Raw genomic sequence first — 20,779 nt, forward strand, 5'->3', positions numbered from 1 at the left:
GGAAGATGTCTTCTACATTCTTCCAGCGGTCGAAGCGCCAAAAAGAAAGAGGCTACAATCAATCGCTTGAAATATGCGAAGGGATTTCACTCATTACCGGGATACCTATTAATAGTGATACTCTGCTACGAAAAGTAAATAATCCTTCACAAACAAAAAATGCCCGCTTCGACCGCTGGAAGAATGTAGAAGACATCTTCCACGTGGTAACCCCGGAAACCTTCGCCAACAAACACATCCTATTAGTGGATGATATTATTACAACAGGCTCGACCCTAGAGTCATGTGCTAAAGAGATCTTGAAATGCACAAATAGTAAAATAAGTATCTATAGTGTTGGAACTGCCAACTAGCCCCAGAGCCTTCAATCCCTATTTATTGTTATATACAGGTTAAAATTTCATTATATATTGTGATTGTGCGAGAGTACAATTATAAAGACCTTTGCCCTCGAATAATTTTATCTATTAACGTATAAACTATATATATATCAACTATGAAGAAGATCATTACTCTATTTCTTTTTCTAATCATAGGCATTACAATTGTTAGTGCTCAAGTTATAAAAGGAAGGGTACTCGACGAAAATGGAGATCCTATAGCATCTGCTACTGTAGCGATCAAAGAATTACAAAAAGGCGTATCTACTGACGAATCAGGAAAATTTAGATTTACAAACCTCCCTAAAAGGGAACTTACTCTGGTAGTAAGCTTTGTAGGATACAATAACAATGAAAAGAAAGTAGACCTAAAAAATAATGAAGAAGTTCATATCCAGTTTGATATGATTTCGAATGCAAACCTAAGCGAGATTGAAGTATTCGGCGAACGATACAAGCAACCTGAAAAGCTGGATGCTATCACACGTATGCCATTGCGCCCTAGCGAACAGATACAAAGTATATCTGTAATTTCCGATAAGGTAATTGCTGAACAAGGAGCCCTTACCATTACAGATGCGGTAAGAAATGTGCCGGGTGTAACACTGTTTGGTTCTTACGGTGGCGTAAAAGAAAGTATGTCACTTCGCGGGTTTCGCGGAATTCCGGTTCTGAAGAACGGTGTAAGAACAGACTCTCAGTTCCAAACCGCTTCGATACAGACTGACATGATGGGTGTGGAAAGCATACAAGTGATAAAAGGGTCTGCAGCTATCACCCAAGGAGTTATAACTGACTTAGGTAATGCCGGAGGTGTTATAAACGTAGTTACTAAAACACCTAAATTTGTAAATGGAGGTGAAGTTGGAGTACGTGTAGGCAGCTGGGGACAGGTTCGTCCTACATTCGATGTACAAACTGTTCTAGATAGTAAAAACACAATCGCTTTCCGTCTGAACGGAGCTTATGAGCGTGATGATAATTACAGAGCAATAGTATCTTCAAACAAGGTATATATCAATCCATCGTTAGAATGGCGACCGGATGACAAAACAACTGTAACATTGGAACTGGATTATATGAATGAAAACAGAACTCCGGTAACAAGTACAGTAAATCTTGCAGGAGCGGACAAAGAAGCTCTGTATGATATGCCTTACAGTAAGTTTTTAGGATTTAGTGAAGATAATACCAACAGCAAAACTTTAAGTTATGCTGCACGTATCACTCGTCAACTAGCTGATAAAATCAGTTTAAGGGCTGCTTATTTCAATTCATCTTATAATGTGGATAACACCTCCACCGGATTAAGTGCCGTTAAAAGTCGCCCTACAGATTACAACATCAAACAACGGACTATTTCACGTAATTTGCGTGACGATAAAAATTCAACCTTCCAATTAGATTTTGTTGGAAAGGATGTATACACAGGTTCTATAAAACATACATTCCAGGTCGGCTTCGACTACAGAATTGCGGATGCCACTACAACAAACCTGGGCTCAATGCTCGTAGATACAATTGATGTATTGGCTAATAAAATACCAAATAGTGTTCCCTCAAAACTGGCATTGAAAGGTGCCGGAGATCCCGTACAGGCTAAATATACAACGTACGGAATCATGGCACAGGAGGTGATGACAATAAATGAATACCTTAAAGTTATACTTGGTCTTCGTTACAGCTCTATCTCTACGATCAACGCTACTGCAGGAACAACAACTGGCGACGCATGGAATCCGATGTTAGGTTTGATGGTTACCCCTATCAAGAATGTAAACATATTTGGATCTTATACCACCAGTACCAGCCTGAGATCTGCAGCGCAAATCCTAACCGACAGCGTAACGCAGGCGGGTCCATCGACAACAAAACAATGGGAAGTAGGATTCAAATCGGACTGGTTAGACAACAGATTGCGCTTCAATTTTACATATTTCAACATCAAAACAGAAAACCTGACCAATGCTGCATATATAGAAGGTACGAATACCCCAACCAACTATTACTATAAAGCAGGAACATTGAAAAGAGAAGGTATAGAAGTGGAACTAAACGGACGAATATTAAACAACCTGCAAGTAATGCTAGGATATGCTTACCTGAATGCCAGATATGCAAACAGCCCTTCGTATGTAAACGGCTCAGCTCCGATGAATGCACCAAAGCATACAGCTAACGGATGGATATACTATACAGTTGACAGAGGAGCAGTTAAAGGTTTATCCATCGGAGTAGGTACATACTATGTAGGAAAACGCCCTGTTAATGAGTACAGTCTTGCTCCTGATGGACATGGCTCTCCGATTGGTGTAAAACCATTTGATATGCCTGCCTATACAACAGTAAATGCACAGGTAGCATATACATACAAGAAAGTGACGGCACGTGTGTTCTTCAATAATATATTTGACGAGCTTGGATACAATTCATATTTTCGTGGAGGCTACATCAACCAGATCGACCCTCGCAACTTTGCCGGAGTAGTATCTTATCGCTTTTAATCACTATTTGTTGTGATTGAACGACACAAATATCATCATTTATTGTGATTGTAAGATAGTATTAAAACACCGACCTTTGTAATGATGATAGTTTAAAGAATTACTTAACTTTGATGATAGTTTGATTCCGGTGTCTTAGCAGTGCTAACTCACCGGAATTTTTCTTTATAAACGCTTAATAATAGTATATGAGACCATTCTTAAAAAAACTCCATAAATGGCTTTCTCTTCCTGTAGGAATCATAATAACAATCGTTTGCCTAACAGGAGCTATTCTTGTTTTTCAGGACGAAATATTAGAGCTATCCAATCCCTCTCACTACTTTGTAGATGAGGTAAAGGAAAAGCCTATGCCGTTGGAAGAGCTCATCCCAAAAGTAAACGCTCAATTAGATAGTAATTCTGTAGCAAGTGTACAGATATCGGACGACCCCAAGCGCACTTACCGTATGACCTTAGCCGAAGGATTCAGAATTACCGCATTTGTAAATCAGTATACAGGAGAAATGACAGGAATGTATAAATTTCAGGAAAGCTCTTTCTATACCATCATGGTACTACACCGCTGGTTAATGGATGGCAGCCGCACATGGGGTAAATATACGGTAGGAATCTCTACGCTCATTTTCGTATTCATTCTCATCTCGGGAGTTATTATCTGGATGCCAAAAAGATGGAATAGAAGCCGCTTCAAAATTCAATTAAGAAAAGGGCGTAAACGCCTCTTCTACGATATGCACAATGTACTCGGAGTATATGCTTGTTTGGTGTTACTCATCTGTGCACTCACAGGTATGGTTTGGTCGTTCGAATGGTATCGGAATGGATTGTTCAGGCTCTTTGGCGTGGAAGTTGCCGAATCCGGAGGACATGGAGGCGGAAGAGGTGCACGTGGCGGTGGTCGTGGCGGACAACAAGAAGAAAAGAAAGAATTGAATGTAGCTAATTGGCAAACGGTATTCAATTCTTTACAGACATCAAATCCTGATTATGAGTATATACGGGTGCAAGACGGCTCTGCCGCCGTTCACCTGAAATCATCTGTTACATCACGAGCTACAGACCAATACAAGTTTGATAAGAAAACAGGAGAGATCACCGCTACAACCTTATTTAAGGATCAGGAAGGCACCACCAAAATATGGGCTTGGGTGTATTCACTCCATGTAGGAAACTATTGGGGAATATGGTCAAAAATATTCACCTGCATATTCGCCCTTATCGGGGCAAGCCTTCCACTCACAGGTTACTACATCTTTTTTGTGAAAAGAAAAAACAAAAAAACGGTACGGAAACGAAAAGAAATAAAAATCGCTTAATTGCATAATTTCGACAAGGGAGTAATATGAATTACTCCCTTTTTTGTTTCACTCTTCATCCATTTTACTATTATTATATAAATGACTGATCTACACATCACCAAAAAATATTACCTTTGTACACTAGGGCAAGAGCACTTCTAATTGTTATTATTTAGAATAGCATTATTCCGACACACTAGAGATATTGCATTGCTTTATTGAGGGATCTTATCCTCTAAAATAATGATGAAATATAATTTATAACCTATTAATACCTTACTTATGTTCAATAAAAGACATTCGAAATTCTATGTAAGTTTGATGATATTAATGCTAATGTCATTGGTACAAATCAACGCTCAAGATTTTATTCCGGGGCAACTCTGGACAGGCTTGAAGCAACCACAACCCCAATCTGAATTACCTAAAGGAAAAGCTCCCTTTCAAACATCGGAAAGAGTCGCAAAAAGGAATATACCAACAACCCTTGTCCCTGTACAAAGCGGAGAATGGATTATCTCGGACGGATGGGAAATGACAGACGGAAAAACAGCAATGGCGTCGAACAAATCTATTTTCGACCCTCAATACAGCACTTCTGCATGGTATAATGCAACTGTTCCGGGTACAGTGCTTACCACTCTAGTCAATCAAGGAGTGTATCCAGACCCTTACTTCGGGCTGAATAATATGAATATACCGGAATCGCTAAGTCGCACCGACTGGTGGTACAGATGTAAGTTTACAGTGCCAAAAGATATTGACGGCAACCAACTACGTTTACTTTTCAATGGTATCAACTACAAAGCGGATATATACCTCAACGGAAAAAGCCTGGGAGATATGAAAGGTGCTTTTATCCGGAGTGAGTTTAATATAACTGACCTTGTAAATAAAAATGGAGAAAACATCCTTGCTGTTCATGTTTTTCCTCCACACAATCCGGGTATCCCTCACGAACAATCTATGATTGCCGGACAGGGACTAAACGGAGGAGTACTCAGCACAGACGGACCAACATTTATCTCTTCGATAGGATGGGACTGGATTCCCGGAATACGTGACCGCAACACAGGGATATGGCAAGATGTAAGACTAAAAGCCGGGGGCGATATCATTATCGGTGATCCTCTTGTAACCACAGATATTTTACTTCCCGATACTACACAGGCTAAAATATCAATAAAGAATATTGTAAAAAATATTACCTCTAAAACTGTAAATGGTACACTAATTGCAAAAATTGAAAATATAAACATATCGCTACCTTTTACGTTGGCTGCGAACGAAGAAAAAGAGATAACATTTACCCCAGAGCAGTTTAAAGAACTGAATATAAAAAATCCACGTTTGTGGTGGCCAAACGGTTACGGAAGACCCGAGTTATATAATCTGGAATTAACCGTACAGGCAAACAATAAAGTGTCAGACACAAAATCCCTGAAATTTGGGATAAGAGAAATGTCGTACGAACTGATGGTAAACGACAACAGCCAAAACAAGCGTGTTCTTTATACTCCGAATGAAACAGTAAATAAAGGAAAGCCGGTATTCGATTACATCAATCGCACTCCATTCACCAAAGACAACAACCTACCTACTATTGCTAAGGATGCAGACACCTCCGGGTTGCAACCGCTATCGAGCGATGATCCTGTAGGGCCATTCTTTACGATAAGAGTAAACGGAGTAAGAATTTTCTGCCGTGGTGGCAACTGGGGTATGGACGATGGCATGAAACGTGTATCAAGAGAACGTCTTGAACCATATATCAGACTGCACAAAGATGCAAACTTCAACATTATTCGCAACTGGACAGGAGAAACAACCGAAGAGGATTTCTACGCATTGTGCGACGAATACGGCATGCTTGTATGGAATGACTTCTGGATTACAACAGACGACACGGTAGAACCTAGCGACTTCCCCCTCTTTGTAAAAAATGCGACAGATGCAGTTCGCCGCTTCCGCAACCACCCATCTATAGCAGTGTGGTGTCCTCGCAACGAAGGCTTTGCTCCTAAGCAATTAGAAGAGAGCATCTCTATAATGATGGCAAAAGAAGATCCTACCCGCCATTATCACGGACAATCCCGTTTCTTGAATATGGGAACAAGCGGCCCTTGGGGATACTTCAAAGACCCATCTAAATATTACACCGAGAATGCGAAAGGATTTAATACCGAAATGGGAAGCTATGCAATCCCTACGGCAAATACAATCCGTAAATTTATTGCACCGGAAGACCAGTGGCCTATCAATGATGTATGGGCTTATCATGATCTGCATCATACAACTCAGAATTTTGGAGACTTTATCAATGCAGTCGACCGCTATGGAAAAGCAGAAAGCATGGAAGATTTTTCACGCAAATCGCAATTTGTAACCTACGATGCGTGGCGCAATATGCTCGAAGCTTGGAACAGCAAGATGTGGAACAATACCACAGGACTTATTCTTTGGATGAGCCATCCGGCATGGCCAAGTATGATATGGCAAACATATACTTACGATTACGAAACACCGGGATCTTATTTCGGAGCAAAAAAAGCATGCGAGCCTATTCACATACAAATGAATTTACCGGAAAATGATGTTATGATTATTAATACAACATTGAATGATTATAAATCTGTAACAGCAGGCCTGCGCTTCATCGATTTTCAAGGAAAAGAATTATATAAGAAGAATATAAAATTAGACGCAAAAGCAAACTCAGCAACTAAATGTTTTGTTCCCGAAAAAGGAAATAACTTACCTCAGTTGTATCTGGCACGCCTTGAACTAAAAGATGCAAAAGGGAAAGTGCTATCAATCAATGATTACTGGATGACAAATGGAGATAAAAAATCATACGAAGCCATAAATACGTTACCGTCAACAACTGTAACTATTAAAACCATCAGCAACAAAGGTAAAACATGGGTAGAGGTATCAAATCCATCAAAAACATTAGCAGTTGCGGTAAAACTAAATGTAGTAGACAAAAACTCTAAAGAGATATTACTCCCTGCTTACTTCTCTGATGGATATATCAACCTGCTAGGTGGCGAAAAAAGATTAATAGAATTGGATATACCTAAAAGTATCACCAACTACAGCATCGTAGCCGAAGGTTACAATACAAAAAGTAAATAGTAATTTATCTATTATCAGATAATAAATGTAACACAAAAGGTGACAAATAAGAATGAGTGAAAACCTGTTACTTTTGTCACCTTTTTTAGATAATACCCTGTCACCCAGTGTAACAAAAAAACATACAAATGAAAAGAATACTATTAACAATAAGCATAGCACTAGTAACAGCCAGCCTGTCTGCTCAAACAGATCCTGTTGACTATGTAAATCCATTTATAGGAACAACAAACTACGGAACAACGAACCCCGGAGCGATGTGTCCTCAAGGATTTATGTCGGTAACACCGTTCAACGTGATGGGTTCGCCCGAAAACAAAAGGGACAAAGACACCGGATGGTGGTCTACTCCCTATTCGTACGACAATAGCGTATTTACGGGTTATGCGCATGTCAACCTCAGTGGTGTGGGATGCCCCGATATGAGTAGTCTACTCTTGATGCCTATAAGCGGCGAACTGGAAGTAGATTATAAAAAATACGGGAGTAAGTACAAAGATGAAAAAGCAACACCGGGATATTATACTAATTTCTTGACCAAGTACAATATCAAAACTGAAGTTAGTGCAACACCTCGAGTAGGTATAGCTCGTTTCACATTCCCTAAAGGTCAGAATCACATTTTGCTCAATTTAGGAGAAGGTCTCACAAACGAAACAGGCGCAATGGTTCGTAAAGTAAACGATACTGAGATAGAGGGAACGAAACTACTTGGAACATTCTGCTATACTCAAAATCAAGCTGTATTTCCTATTTACTTTGTGATGCGTGTAAGCAAAGCCCCACAAAAATCGGGTTACTGGAAATTCCAACGCCCCGGAGGAGACTGGGAAAAAGATTGGAACAAAGATGCAGGAACATATAAGATTTATACAAAATACGAAAAGGAAATAGCCGGCGATGATGTAGGAGCTTACTTCACTTTCGACTGCACAGAAGGAGAAACGGTAGAAGTGCAAATGGGAGTTTCTTTTGTAAGCATGGAAAACGCACGCCAGAACCTCGAAAAGGAACAACCAAAACCCGACTTCGATGCTATCCGTCTTGCAGCACGCAAAATGTGGAACGACGACCTCTCACGCATCCTTGTAGAAGGAGGCTCGGAAGACCAAAAGGTAGTATTCTACACAGGGCTTTACCACATGCTTATCCACCCGAATATCTTACAGGATGTAAACGGACAATACCCGGCAATGGAAAGCTCGGAGATAAAAACAACGAAAGAAAACCGCTATACCGTATATTCATTGTGGGACACCTATCGCAACCTGCACCAGATGATGACCCTCTTGTATCCCGATCGTCAGTTGCAGATGGTACGCACCATGATAGATATGTATAAAGAGTCGGGCTGGATGCCAAAGTGGGAATTATATTCTCGCGAATCGCTAACAATGGAAGGAGACCCTGCCATCCCTGTAATTACAGACACATGGATGAAAGGATTAAGAGACTTTGATATCAATACAGCATACGAGGCGTTCATAAAGTCTGCAACTACTCCGGGACCTCAAAACTTACTTCGTCCCGATAATGATGATTATATGAAACTGGGCTATGTGCCACTAAGAGAAAAATATGACAATTCAGTTTCTCATGCCTTAGAGTATTATATGGCAGACTGGACATTAGCCGAATTGGCAAACTCTTTGGGCAAAAAAGAAGATGCAGAAAAGTTTTATAAACGTTCGCTAGGCTATAAGCATTACTACAGCAAAGAATATGGTACATTCAGACCAATCTTGCCTAACGGAGAATTCTTAACTCCTTTCAGCCCATTACAAGGTGCGAATTTCGAACCTAATCCGGGTTTCCACGAAGGGAATGCGTGGAATTATACATTTGCTGTTCCGCACGATATACAGGGACTTATCAAGCTGATGGGAGGCAAGAAAAGCTTTGTAGATAAGCTACAAGCTGTATTCGATAATGGTTATTTCGATGTAACAAATGAGCCTGACATACACTATCCGTACCTGTTTAGCCAGATCAAAGGAGAAGAATGGCGTACACAAAAGCTTGTGACAGAGATACTAGCCAAGCATTTCACAAATACACCGGGAGGACTTCCGGGCAATGATGACACAGGTACTATATCGGGCTGGGCTGTATTCAGCATGATGGGAATGTATCCCGAATGTCCGGGAAAACCTGACTATACACTGACGACTCCTACATTCAGCAAAATAACAATCAAACTTGATCCGAAGTACTATAAGTCGGATAAGGTTGTTATTAATGTGATTAAACCTCAGGATGTAGCGGCAAATTATATAAAAGAAGTGAGAGTTGACGGCAAAACATTGAATGGATATGCTCTATCTCATGAAGCGTTGACAGGAGCTAAAGAAATTACCTATATACTGAAACCAAGTAAATAAGATACAATATCATTCTAAGGGAGTGAAGAAGGATATTCTTCACTCCCTTTAGATTTATAAAGAATTATAAGTTGCTCTTAAATCTCTCGAACTCATTCTTAGACCTGTTCACACAATCTTCCAAAGACAAACCGTAGTAGTAATTGCCCAACAGATAAACACTATTGTTCTTTCGCATAGCTTGTACTTTCTCATCCATATGCAAATGCTCCAATCGCATTGCAGGCAAACTATGCTCTATGGATGAAATCTCTATTATATCAGATTGGTGAATATTCAATACATTGCATATTAGCTCCAGCTTTTCTTTCTCTGATTTTTTGCCTTTCTCAAAGTGAAAAGTAAAGCTTCTATACTCGTCATTCTCTATCAGATCTCTGGATACTGCCGAAAGGAAGTCGTCTGACAAAGGAATAATACCTGCTATTTGTTTCAGCTCTATTTTATCTTTCTTTATAGTAATGTTCAAAGATTCGGAAGCAAATATCGGGATGGAGGATAACAATCTGGCTAACTCGGGTTCTATATTCTTAAGCATACTAGAGCTCACTTTCGGATTTGCCGCCATAGCAATATTTCGTGCATAAAAGATTTGCCCGCTTGCTGTTGAAAGCAAAAAGACATCGCCTTCTTTCTTTATATCAATCACTTCACTTAAAGTATTGACTTCAAGATCTCCGCTCTCTACTACTGCATTGATAAAGGACGATAAGCCACCTTTGAATGTAAAACGTCGTGAAATTTCCTTTTCTCTTTTGTCTCTCTTCTTAAGAAATATTTCCGCAGGATAATCATCCGCCGGTTGACAGATCACAGCTTTGAAGGCATTCGTAAAGAGCCGGTCATAATTAGAAGCCCCTACGATAGGACGAAAATATTCGCGGGTAGTTTTTCCTGCTTTGTCTGAAAAGAAATACTTCGGAAAGTGAAGTAGACATGATAGCTTGGATACTTCAGACATAATACTTTTTATCTTACCCGAAGTATAGAGCACATAACTGAATTTTCCGAGAGGAACTATTATGTCTGTTCTTCGTATTTCTTTCACGATAGATAACAGGCTGGTATATGAATTGTAGCAAGTATGAGACCCAAGCTCGTACCAGAAGTCTGGTTGAACAGAAAGATGTCCTGTCTGCAATTGCCCTCCGGTATTCTTATTTTTCTCCAAGACCAATACGGCTTTACCTTCTTTTTTCAGATAGTGTGCAAAAGTAACCCCACTTATGCCTCCTCCTACAACGATACAATCATATACTTTTTGGCTCATGCTCTTCATTTTTTTTACTCTATACAAATATACAAGGAATGTATGAAATAAAGATATTTTACATTCTAACCATACCCTCAAAAAAGCTATTCAATATTACCTGTTTATACTTTAGGCATTTTTCATCTCAGCTAATAGACTGCAAGTCAAAACCAAAGAGATAAATTCTTTAATAATTATTTTCATTTTAAGGATTCGACTACTCTTATTTTGCAATGAGTATCCAAATATTTTTCTTACTTTTGTCCTTTCTTTTTAGAGTCTAAAAAAATAAAACGTAAAGTCGTGGCTAATACGAAGTATATATTTGTTACAGGAGGAGTCATATCTTCCTTAGGTAAAGGTATTATAGCATCCTCACTAGGTAAACTACTACAAGCCAGAGGTTATAAAGTAACTATCCAGAAATTAGACCCCTACATCAACATCGACCCCGGTACACTAAACCCTTACGAGCATGGCGAATGCTATGTAACCGTTGACGGACATGAAGCCGATCTCGATTTGGGACACTATGAAAGATTTCTGAATCAGCCTACACATAAAGATAACAACATCACCACAGGACGTATCTATCAGAATGTGATCAACAAAGAAAGAAAAGGTGATTATCTGGGTAAAACTGTTCAGATCGTACCTCATATCACAGATGAGATTAAGCGCAACATCAAAATGTTGGGCACAAAATACAACTATGATTTTGTTATTACAGAAATTGGTGGTACAGTAGGTGACATAGAGTCACTTCCTTTTATCGAAAGCGTACGCCAGTTGCGTTGGGAACTAGGCAAAAACTGCCTGTGTGTACACCTTACTTATGTTCCTTATATTGCAGCAGCAAAAGAGGTGAAAACAAAACCGACACAGCACTCCGTAAAGCAATTACAATCGGAAGGGGTACAGCCTGACATGCTTGTTCTGCGTACCGAACATCCGTTGAATAAAGATATATTGCGTAAGGTTGCTCTATTTTGTAATGTAGAAGTAGACGCTGTGGTACAGTCTGTCGATGTATCTACTATTTATGAAGTTCCACTCAAGATGCAGGAACAGAATATGGACGAGATAGTTCTCCGTAAATTAGGAATGCCAATAGGAGAAAAACCTGAAATGCAACCTTGGCGTGACTTCTTAAGTAAGAAAAAACATGCCAAAAGTACAATTAAAATAGGACTGGTAGGTAAGTATGTTGAGCTACCCGATGCATACAAATCTATCAACGAATCGTTGCTGCAAGCGGCAACATATAACGAGCATAAGCTCGACCTCCACTTTATACTATCTGACAAACTGACCGAAGAGAATATAGAGAAAACACTGTCATCAATGGATGGCATACTTATTGCTCCGGGATTTGGACAAAGAGGAATGGAAGGTAAAATCCATGCATTAAAATATGCCCGCGAACATGACGTTCCTACATTTGGAGTTTGTCTGGGTATGCAATGCATGGTTGTTGAATTCGCTCGCAACGTGCTGGGTCTGGAAGAAGCCAATTCTACCGAGATGAATAATCATACTCCATTTAAGGTGATAGACCTGATGGAAGAGCAAAAGAATATCACCAATATGGGTGGCACAATGCGTCTTGGAGCATATAAATGCGAATTGGAAAAAGGTTCTCTTGTATACAAAGCTTATGGCAAAAAGATGATAGAAGAACGTCATCGCCATCGCTTTGAATTCAATAACGATTTCAGAGAAGACTTTGAAAAGAATGGAATGAAGTGCACAGGAATCAATCCGGAAATGGATCTTGTGGAAGTGGTAGAAATTCCCGGAAAAAAATGGTACTTAGGCGTACAATTCCATCCGGAATACAACAGCACGGTCGTTTCACCCAATCCATTGTTTTTAAGCTTTATAAAAGCCGTCGTAGAGAATAAAGAAAAAAAATAAGAAAGGAATAAAACATATAATTATAAATGGACAAGAATACGATTACCGGGTTTATCCTGATCGCAGCCGTAATTATTGGATTCACATTATTGAGTAGGCCTTCGTCGGAAGACATCGAACGCCAGAAGCAACAGCGCATAAAAGATTCTATCGAATATGCTCAAACTCTGCAACGTGAGCAAGAAAATAAAATAGACACCTCTGTAGTTGAAAAAAAGACCGAGAAGATTGATGATTTCTTCAGTGCTTCGGCTCAGCAAAGCGACTCTACTGTAGCAGTTACAGACTCGCTTCCATCAGCAGAACAAAAACAAGAACAATTCATAACCCTTGAAAACAGCAAACTAAAAGCTACATTTTCTACCAAAGGGGGAAGAATGGTTCGTGTTCAGCTCAAGGACTACATGAGCTACAACAGAGACGACAAGAAGAATACCGACTCTCTTTACCTGTTCAACAATGATGCCGACTTTACCTTATTGCTGACCAACAAGCAACAGAAGGTTTTGAGTACAGGCAAATTGATATTTACTCCTATACAAAAAGAAGGTGACAACTCGCTGATCATGCGCTATGCATATTCAGACAGCCAGTATATCGATTTTGTGTACAAACTGGCTGATGACGACTACATGATGAAATACGACATCAATATGGTAGGCATGCAGCCGATGCTAGCTCGTACTTATAGCGATATATTCGAGATGAAGTGGTCACAGAGAATGCGCAGACAAGAGAAAAGCGTAAAGAACGAACAGCGTTATTCTCACCTCACTTACAAATATGTGGGTGGTGATGTAAAGGAAATGAGCAGTGATAAAAATGAAGAAATAGAAGTTAAAGAGCCTGCAAAATGGATCGCCTTCAAAAATCAGTTCTTTGCTCCAATCCTAATTGCTGACGACAAAATAGAGACAGCTCTCCTTAATTCGAAAGTTTTGCAAACGGACGAAAACAGCGAGTACCTGAAAAGCTTTGAAGCAACACTATATGTACCTGCAAAACCGGGAGCAACACCAGAGAGCATCACGGCAGGATTCTCTTACTACCTAGGACCAATGTCTTACTCTTTGTTGAAGAACTATGACAGTAATGTTAAAGACGCAAACAAAGAACTGGATTTAGACAAACTGGTTCCACTGGGTTGGACTTTATTCCGTTGGGTTAATCAATACTTTATAGTTCCTATATTTAATTTATTGAGCAATACCGGACTATCTATGGGTATTGTAATCTTACTACTAACAATCATTGTTAAATTAGTAATTTCCCCTCTGACATACAAGTCATTTATGTCTTCTGCCAAAATGCGTGTCTTACGCCCTCAGGTAGAAGAAATAAACGAGAAATATCCGAAGCAGGAGCAGGCAATGGAAAAACAACAGGCTACAATGGCTCTCTATAGTAAGGCGGGGGTCAATCCGATGAGTGGCTGTGTACCGATGCTGCTTCAGATGCCTATATTGATCGCCTTGTTCTCGTTCTTCCCTAATGCGATAGAGCTGCGTCAACAAAGCTTCTTGTGGGCTACCGACTTATCGACTTATGATGCCATCTTTGAATGGAAAAATCATATCCCATTGATTGGAACTCATATCAGTTTATTCTGTATTCTGATGACCATTACAAATATTGTCTATACAAAATTCAATATGGAGATGACCAACACCGGACAACAGCAGATGCCGGGTATGAAATGGATGATGTATCTGATGCCGCTTATCTTCTTGTTTATGTTGAATGACTATCCGTCAGGACTTACATACTATTACTTCCTTTCATTATTGATTACAATATTGCTTACTATTGCTTTCCGTTACATTATCAACGAAGAAAAAGTATTAGCTAAGTTGGAAGCAAACAAAGCTAAGCCAAAGAAGAAATCTGGCTTTATGGCACGTCTGGCAGAAGCTCAACGTATACAACAGCAACAGCTGAACGAAAGAAACAAATCGAACAGTACAAAGAAGAAAAGATAATATAAACGTCACTAAATAAAAAGAGACTGATTCCTATACAGAATCAGTCTCTTTTATTTGTATCCGGAATCTTTAGATTATCTTTCTCTTGTTGCTCTTGAAGAGCTACTTTCTTCTGTTTTTTTCTCTGCACTTCTTCCACTACTCTTATCGTTCGTGTTGGTTGGTCTTCCGCTACTAGATGCAGATGGACGAGTACTTTCGTTTGGTCTTGCTGCCGGACGTTCGTTCGATGGACGCTCAGGTCTTGTTGGCTCATTAGGCGTAGTAGGTCTACCCGAACTGGAATTTCCGGGACGAGTTGCTTCTCCCGGACGACTAGGACGACCGGAGCTTGAGTTTCCGGGACGATCTATCTCAGGACGGCTAGGGCGACTAGGTCTGCTTGGACGACTAGGACGATCGATATAGATAGGTCTGCCATAGTCCGGTAATATCATCGGAGGAGCCGGAGCTATATATTCAACATCCTCGTATAAGAATTCATACCCTACAAGATAGTCATCAATAAATTCCAAAGCATAAACCTCATTTCTTGGGGTTCTGTATTCCAAAACCTCCTGATATCCATTCTGTGTATTATTCACAGCTAATATTCGGCTAGGGTCACCAACAGCTTGCACCACCTGCTCTTTTGTCATACCCGTTCTCAATTTACTTAAATCAAGAGTCTTAAACATCCCACAAGAGATGAATACAACAGATATAATCAAAAACGAAATCAGTTTTTTCATCTTTAATAGTTTTGTTTCGTTATTATCATTAATACTTATAATAGATTAAACAATATTTTGAGTCTGAGAGTTCTTTAAATACATCAAAAAGAATAGGATGTAAAAAGGTCGCCTTCTAAACAAAGCGACCTTCTATATCTTAATTTCTCAGAAATTATTTTTCTATCTCAAGAAGCTCTACTTCAAATATAAGATTAGAGAATGGTTTGATTTTGCCTGCATCTCTTCCTCCGTAAGCAAGATCGTAAGGGATATACAGAATCCATTTCGAACCAACCGGCATCAATTCCAAAGCCTCTGTCCATCCTTTTATCACCTGACCAACGCCAAAAACAGTCGGTTCCCCACGTTCCACACTACTATCGAACACAGTTCCATCCATCAATGTACCGTGATAATGAACTTTCACACGATCCGTAGCGGTTGGCTTTTCTCCTGTACCATTTGTGATAACCTTATATTGCAAGCCGCTAGGTAAAGTCACAACCCCATCTTTCGCCTTATTTTCTTCCATAAATTTATCGCCCTCAGCTATCTGATCGGCATACTGAGCTTTCTGTGCCTCTTCTTGTTTTGCCTGCATCTTAGCTTGAGCATCCTGCATTTTTTCGTTGAATGCTTCTGCCGGATTTTCTATATCAAAAGTACCGCCACTCATAGCAGTATACATCGCTGACACAAAAGCATCATTGTTAAACTTTTCTGTATACCCTTCACCATACATCTGCTGCAAAAGCCCCGGCATCATTTGTTTCAGGATTTGCCCCCCTACCGAAAGCCCTGTGTTGTATGCATTTTTTTCCTCAGGAGCATCCAATCCTGCTTTTAGCCCTGCAATAAACTCAGATCTGTTATTCTTATTAGCGTTTAAAATAGAATCACGCTTCATTGCAGACTCCACTCCTGTAGTATCGGCAACCACACCAAGTTGGCGTAGATACATAGACAATCCTTGCTCGTAAAGACTGGCGCCAAACATATAAGACAATGAGTCCATCTCTGTTTTAAGAACAGGCTTCGCCGCTGCAACACCTGCTTTTAGAGGCTGCTTTTGTGCCGAAGTTTTTTTCTGTGCCGACAAAGCCATTGGACTTAGCATGACACAAGAAGCAAAAGAGAAAAGTAAAAATTTCTTCATATTATTTCAAATTTAATAGATATGCGATTTTATAGTTTCTGAAAATGTGTTTTTTACATCAAGCTACAAAAATAGCATTTTTATTCTTTAATTTGACAACCGCTTTAGTTTTGTTAAATATTTATGCACAGGCGTATCCGAACCAACAAAAAGAGAGCTATACTACAAAATTATATCGAATTTAGACCTTCTATTTATATCACTATCTAGCCTTTATAAGACAGTTAAAACAAAGTTATTACCCAATTATTGTAAAAACTTGAAAACTAATTACTACCTTTGCGCGTCCTTTTGACAGGCTCTCTTATGTCGAATAATTTTGGGGTGGGAGTAAGTCAAAAAAATGAAGGGCTTTTTACCACAAAAGATATTTGAAAATTTTTAATGAAAACATTTGAAGAGTTAGGAGTTGCCGCGAATATTCGCAAAGCAATCGAAGAAATGGGTTATGAGAACCCAATGCCTGTGCAAGAAGAAGTGATTCCATATTTGCTTGGCGAAACTAATGATGTAATTGCGCTCGCGCAAACCGGAACAGGAAAGACCGCAGCTTTTGGTCTTCCTATATTACAAAAAATAGATACAAACCAGAACGTTCCTCAGGCACTTATCCTTTGTCCTACACGTGAACTATGTCTGCAAATAGCAGGAGACTTATCCGATTATTCAAAATATATAGATAACCTAAGAGTTCTTCCTGTATATGGAGGATCAAGCATCGAGAGTCAGATAAAATCACTAAAGAGAGGCGTACAGATTATTGTTGCTACTCCGGGACGACTGATTGACCTTATCAATCGTAGAACAGTAGAGTTGTCGAATGTAAAATATGTAGTACTCGATGAGTCGGACGAAATGCTCAACATGGGATTCATGGAAAGTATCGACGAGATATTGTCTAAAGTGCCGGATGAGAGATTGATGCTGTTATTTTCGGCTACTATGCCTAAAGAAATAGCTAAGATCACAAAAAAATACATGCAGAACCCGAAAGAAATTACTATCGGAAGAAAGAACGAAGGTTCGAACAGCGTGAAGCATGTATACTACCTTGTTCATGCTAAAGATAAATATCTGGCATTGAAACGTATTGCAGACTATTATCCGAATATATACGGAATTATATTTTGCCGTACCCGTCGCGAGACACAAGAAATTGCTGACAAACTGATACAAGATGGTTATAATGCAGACTCTCTGCACGGCGACCTGTCTCAAGCTCAGCGTGACTATGTGATGCAAAAATTTCGCATAAAAAACATACAGTTACTTGTAGCTACAGACGTGGCAGCAAGAGGGCTGGACGTAGATAGCTTGACACACGTTATCAATTATGGTTTGCCGGATGATATAGAATCATATACTCATAGAAGTGGACGTACCGGTCGTGCCGGAAAAACAGGTACTTCTATCGCAATTATCCACGTAAAAGAAAAAGGAAAAGTAAGAGAGATTGAAAAAATAATCAACAAAAAGTTTGAGCAGGGAGCTATCCCTTCGGGCGAAGCTATTTGCGAAAAACAGTTGTTCAGTCTGGTAGACAGAATAGAGAAAGTAAAAGTAAATGAAGATGAAATCTCAAACATACTTCCTTCTGTTTACAGAAAACTAGATTGGCTCGAAAAAGAAGATATTATCAAACGTGTAGTAGCACTTGAGTTTAATCGTCTTATCGATTACTACCGCGATGCACAAGAAATAGAATCACCATCCGAACGTTCGTCTCGCGATGATAAGTCATTCCCTAAACGTAAAGACAGAGACCGTTCCGATCGCTCAGACCGCTCGGATCGTTCATCCGGCGGACGCTCTGCCGAAAGAGGGTACTCTCGTTTGTTTATTAATGTAGGACGTACCGACAATGTAAATCCGGCAACGCTGATGGGACTTGTTAACGACTATGTTCCGGAAAAGGTAAATATCGGACGGATTGACATAATGCAAAACTTCTCTTTCTTCGAAGTGCCTGAAAAAGATGCCCAGAAGGTTATAAAATCCATGAGCAAACAAGAACAGAACGGACGACGTATTTCTGTAGAGGTAGCTCAAGGTGGAGGAGGCGGAAACGCTAAAGACCGTGGCGGAGATAGAGGCCGTAAAAACTTCAGCACTCGTTCAGATATCGGAACACGAAAAAGCTCTGATTATAATTCACCAAAACACTCTGATAAGAATAAAGGACGGAGTGGGCGAAAACCAAAATATTCTTAAATATCCATTTATACGAAAAGCACCGAATTTTAAAATTCGGTGCTTTTTTTATTAAAAAACATTCTATATTTACACCTATCAGTAACAATAGATAATAAAAAAGGGAATCTCAGAAAAAAATCTAAATACTTTGTCCCGAAATTAAACACCCGATTGTCTTATAAGTACATAACAGAATTATTAACTTAGAATAAAAAATAATGAAAGAATTTTTATTACTCATTCGGGAAAATGCAGATTATGGAGATCTGTCCGTAGAAGATATGCAAGCAGACATTCAGGAACACATCAAATGGGTAGAAACGCTAGTCGAAAACGGGAACTTTAAAGATGGAAATCCCCTCGATTCTGCTGGTGTTACCTTGAAAGATGGTATTGCTACAGACGGTCCTTATGTTGAAACCAAAGAGTGTGTCAGCGGCTATTATTTTCTCCTTGCTAATTCCTTAGACGACGCAAAAGAACTGGCAAAAGGCTGTCCTGATTTGAAACGTGGAGCAACCCTAGAAATCCGTAGAATCATCAACACTGATGAAGAACAACATTGACGAAAATATAAAAACACTTACGAGCCATCTTTTCAGAGAACATTATGGAAAGATGGTTTCCTATTTATCTCAAAAGTATGGCTATCATAAGATTGAGGATATACTAGACGCAGTTCAAGAATCTTTCGAAACAGCTCTAAATACATGGAGGTTTGGAGAAGTTCCCGAGAATCCCTTTGCGTGGCTTCATCGGGTTGCAAACAACAAGCTAGTGAATAAGATCCGGCAATCAAACATCGCACAAACACACGTCAATTACCTTGCATCCACAGAAAGAGACAGTGACGAATACTCCGAAAAGGAAGTAGAGGACAGCTTACTTAAATTACTGATTTTCTTTTCAAAAGCGCCTTTCACTGAAAGGAATAAACTAATCATTTCACTTTATTTCCTTTGCGGATTCAACTATTCGGAAATTGCCAATGCGCTGATCATTAAAACAGAAACCGTCAAGAAAGTTGTTTTAAGGAGTAAAGAAACGATCAAAGAATTTTCAGAAATTTACGATGATTTTCAGATTCAGACCATTGAGGAATTAAGCCATCTGCTTAAGATTATATACCTGCTCTACAATGAAGGATATAAAAGTTCGCAAAGAGCCGGAACCATAAATTTAGACTTGTGCTTTGAAGCCATCAGGTTAGGAAAATTATTACACCAGTATCATCCCGAAAACCCTGAAATTAATTCTCTGCTGGCAGGTATGTTTTTCAACTCCTCAAGATTTCCTGCACGAACCGAGAACGATACGTGGATATCGTTGGAGAATCAAAACAGAATGCTTTGGAATAATGATTTAATAAAAGAAGGTTTCTATTACTTGGAAATAGCAAAGCAGCACCAGCAGACTTTAGATAAATATTATTTAGAAGCTTTGATTTCATCCATGCACTGCACTTCCGAATCGTATGAAAAAACAGACTGGAAAACGATTGCTTATCTATATAAACAACTCGAAAAAATGGAACCATATTCGATTCCAGTAAAGCTAAACAGAATTATTGCTGAAAGTAACTTTAAGAGTCTGCACGATCTGCTACCTGAGCTAATTACAATAGAAAACATGATGAACGAAGAAACAGAATTTATCTATCTCAGCACCAAGGCTCACTTTTATGCAAAAATGGAGGAATGGAATTTGGCCATTCATAATTATGAATTGTCGCTGAATTGCACCAAAAATAAAACCGATATAAACTTCATCAGCGAAAAAATAAATCTTATAAAGAAAAAATTGGAAAATTAATAATGATTCATTTTCTGAAAAAGTCCCAAAATCAAATTTTGGTCAAAAAC

General features: G+C 39.2%; 13 protein-coding genes. 10 read left to right on the forward strand and 3 right to left on the reverse strand.

The window, feature by feature from the left end; translation table 11 throughout:
- From LDB17_RS04505 to LDB17_RS04525, 5 genes are all read left to right on the forward strand, one after another.
- Positions 1–353, forward strand: a 353-nt coding sequence (locus LDB17_RS04505) for a ComF family protein (RefSeq protein ID WP_393924911.1), incomplete at its 5' end; no start/stop codon positions are given.
- Positions 354–496: 143 nt separating this feature from the next.
- The gene (locus LDB17_RS04510; protein ID WP_252637226.1) at positions 497–2,884 is read left to right on the forward strand and encodes a TonB-dependent receptor; all 2,388 of its coding nucleotides are present in this window, start codon (positions 497–499) and stop codon (positions 2,882–2,884) included.
- Positions 2,885–3,072: 188 nt separating this feature from the next.
- Positions 3,073–4,203 carry a PepSY domain-containing protein gene (locus tag LDB17_RS04515; protein WP_252637224.1) on the forward strand — a complete coding sequence of 377 codons (1,131 nt, stop codon included), beginning with the start codon at positions 3,073–3,075 and terminating at the stop codon, positions 4,201–4,203.
- 264 nt (positions 4,204–4,467) lie between these two features.
- Positions 4,468–7,323: a sugar-binding domain-containing protein gene (locus LDB17_RS04520; RefSeq protein WP_252637223.1), complete on the forward strand. Its 2,856-nt coding sequence runs from the start codon at positions 4,468–4,470 to the stop codon at positions 7,321–7,323.
- Positions 7,324–7,451: 128 nt separating this feature from the next.
- A complete protein-coding gene (locus LDB17_RS04525) occupies positions 7,452–9,704 on the forward strand; it encodes a GH92 family glycosyl hydrolase (RefSeq protein WP_252637222.1) in 2,253 nt (750 codons plus the stop codon).
- A gap of 64 nt (positions 9,705–9,768) precedes the next feature.
- Here the strand turns inward: LDB17_RS04525 and LDB17_RS04530 are convergent, their stop codons facing one another.
- Positions 9,769–10,974: an FAD-dependent oxidoreductase gene (locus tag LDB17_RS04530; RefSeq protein ID WP_252637220.1), complete on the reverse strand. Its 1,206-nt coding sequence runs from the start codon at positions 10,972–10,974 to the stop codon at positions 9,769–9,771.
- 285 nt (positions 10,975–11,259) lie between these two features.
- On the opposite strand from LDB17_RS04530, the gene LDB17_RS04535 reads away from it, so the two are divergent.
- A complete protein-coding gene (locus LDB17_RS04535; RefSeq protein WP_252637219.1) occupies positions 11,260–12,873 on the forward strand; it encodes a CTP synthase in 1,614 nt (537 codons plus the stop codon).
- Between the two features lie 26 nt (positions 12,874–12,899).
- Positions 12,900–14,852: a membrane protein insertase YidC gene (yidC, locus tag LDB17_RS04540; protein WP_252637217.1), complete on the forward strand. Its 1,953-nt coding sequence runs from the start codon at positions 12,900–12,902 to the stop codon at positions 14,850–14,852.
- 77 nt (positions 14,853–14,929) lie between these two features.
- Here yidC and bamE read toward each other — a convergent pair whose 3' ends face one another.
- Both bamE and LDB17_RS04550 read right to left on the reverse strand, forming a co-directional pair.
- The gene (bamE, locus tag LDB17_RS04545) at positions 14,930–15,586 is read right to left on the reverse strand and encodes an outer membrane protein assembly factor BamE (protein WP_252637215.1); all 657 of its coding nucleotides are present in this window, start codon (positions 15,584–15,586) and stop codon (positions 14,930–14,932) included.
- 154 nt (positions 15,587–15,740) lie between these two features.
- Positions 15,741–16,724, reverse strand: coding sequence for an FKBP-type peptidyl-prolyl cis-trans isomerase (locus LDB17_RS04550; RefSeq protein WP_252637214.1), 984 nt, complete (start codon positions 16,722–16,724; stop codon positions 15,741–15,743).
- Positions 16,725–17,108: 384 nt separating this feature from the next.
- Here LDB17_RS04550 and LDB17_RS04555 point away from each other — a divergent pair, with 384 nt between their 5' ends.
- The 3 genes from LDB17_RS04555 to LDB17_RS04565 all read left to right on the forward strand — a co-directional run bounded on the left by LDB17_RS04555 (position 17,109) and on the right by LDB17_RS04565 (position 20,729).
- Positions 17,109–18,935: a DEAD/DEAH box helicase gene (locus LDB17_RS04555; protein ID WP_135106777.1), complete on the forward strand. Its 1,827-nt coding sequence runs from the start codon at positions 17,109–17,111 to the stop codon at positions 18,933–18,935.
- A gap of 200 nt (positions 18,936–19,135) precedes the next feature.
- The gene (locus LDB17_RS04560) at positions 19,136–19,483 is read left to right on the forward strand and encodes a YciI family protein (RefSeq protein ID WP_252637212.1); all 348 of its coding nucleotides are present in this window, start codon (positions 19,136–19,138) and stop codon (positions 19,481–19,483) included.
- Entirely contained in the window at positions 19,467–20,729 is a 1,263-nt protein-coding gene (locus LDB17_RS04565; protein ID WP_252637210.1) for an RNA polymerase sigma factor, read from the forward strand. The genes LDB17_RS04560 and LDB17_RS04565 overlap by 17 nt, the downstream gene beginning before the upstream one ends.
- Positions 20,730–20,779 lie beyond the last annotated feature (50 nt).

Origin of the sequence: Dysgonomonas sp. Shenzhen-Wh21 (assembly GCF_043392705.1) — a bacterium.
In the GTDB taxonomy this organism is placed as follows: Bacteria; Bacteroidota; Bacteroidia; order Bacteroidales; family Dysgonomonadaceae; genus Dysgonomonas.

What these genes read in the sequence shown, in the direction of transcription:
- LDB17_RS04560 (WP_252637212.1), top strand. Translation starts at nt 19,136, where the DNA reads ATGAAAGAATTTTTATTACTCATTCGGGAAAATGCAGATTATGGAGAT.
- LDB17_RS04515 (WP_252637224.1), top strand. Translation starts at nt 3,073, where the DNA reads ATGAGACCATTCTTAAAAAAACTCCATAAATGGCTTTCTCTTCCTGTA.
- LDB17_RS04555 (WP_135106777.1), top strand. Translation starts at nt 17,109, where the DNA reads ATGAAAACATTTGAAGAGTTAGGAGTTGCCGCGAATATTCGCAAAGCA.
- bamE (WP_252637215.1), bottom strand. Translation starts at nt 15,586, where the DNA reads ATGAAAAAACTGATTTCGTTTTTGATTATATCTGTTGTATTCATCTCT.
- yidC (WP_252637217.1), top strand. Translation starts at nt 12,900, where the DNA reads ATGGACAAGAATACGATTACCGGGTTTATCCTGATCGCAGCCGTAATT.
- LDB17_RS04550 (WP_252637214.1), bottom strand. Translation starts at nt 16,724, where the DNA reads ATGAAGAAATTTTTACTTTTCTCTTTTGCTTCTTGTGTCATGCTAAGT.
- LDB17_RS04510 (WP_252637226.1), top strand. Translation starts at nt 497, where the DNA reads ATGAAGAAGATCATTACTCTATTTCTTTTTCTAATCATAGGCATTACA.
- LDB17_RS04565 (WP_252637210.1), top strand. Translation starts at nt 19,467, where the DNA reads ATGAAGAACAACATTGACGAAAATATAAAAACACTTACGAGCCATCTT.
- LDB17_RS04520 (WP_252637223.1), top strand. Translation starts at nt 4,468, where the DNA reads ATGTTCAATAAAAGACATTCGAAATTCTATGTAAGTTTGATGATATTA.
- LDB17_RS04525 (WP_252637222.1), top strand. Translation starts at nt 7,452, where the DNA reads ATGAAAAGAATACTATTAACAATAAGCATAGCACTAGTAACAGCCAGC.
- LDB17_RS04530 (WP_252637220.1), bottom strand. Translation starts at nt 10,974, where the DNA reads ATGAGCCAAAAAGTATATGATTGTATCGTTGTAGGAGGAGGCATAAGT.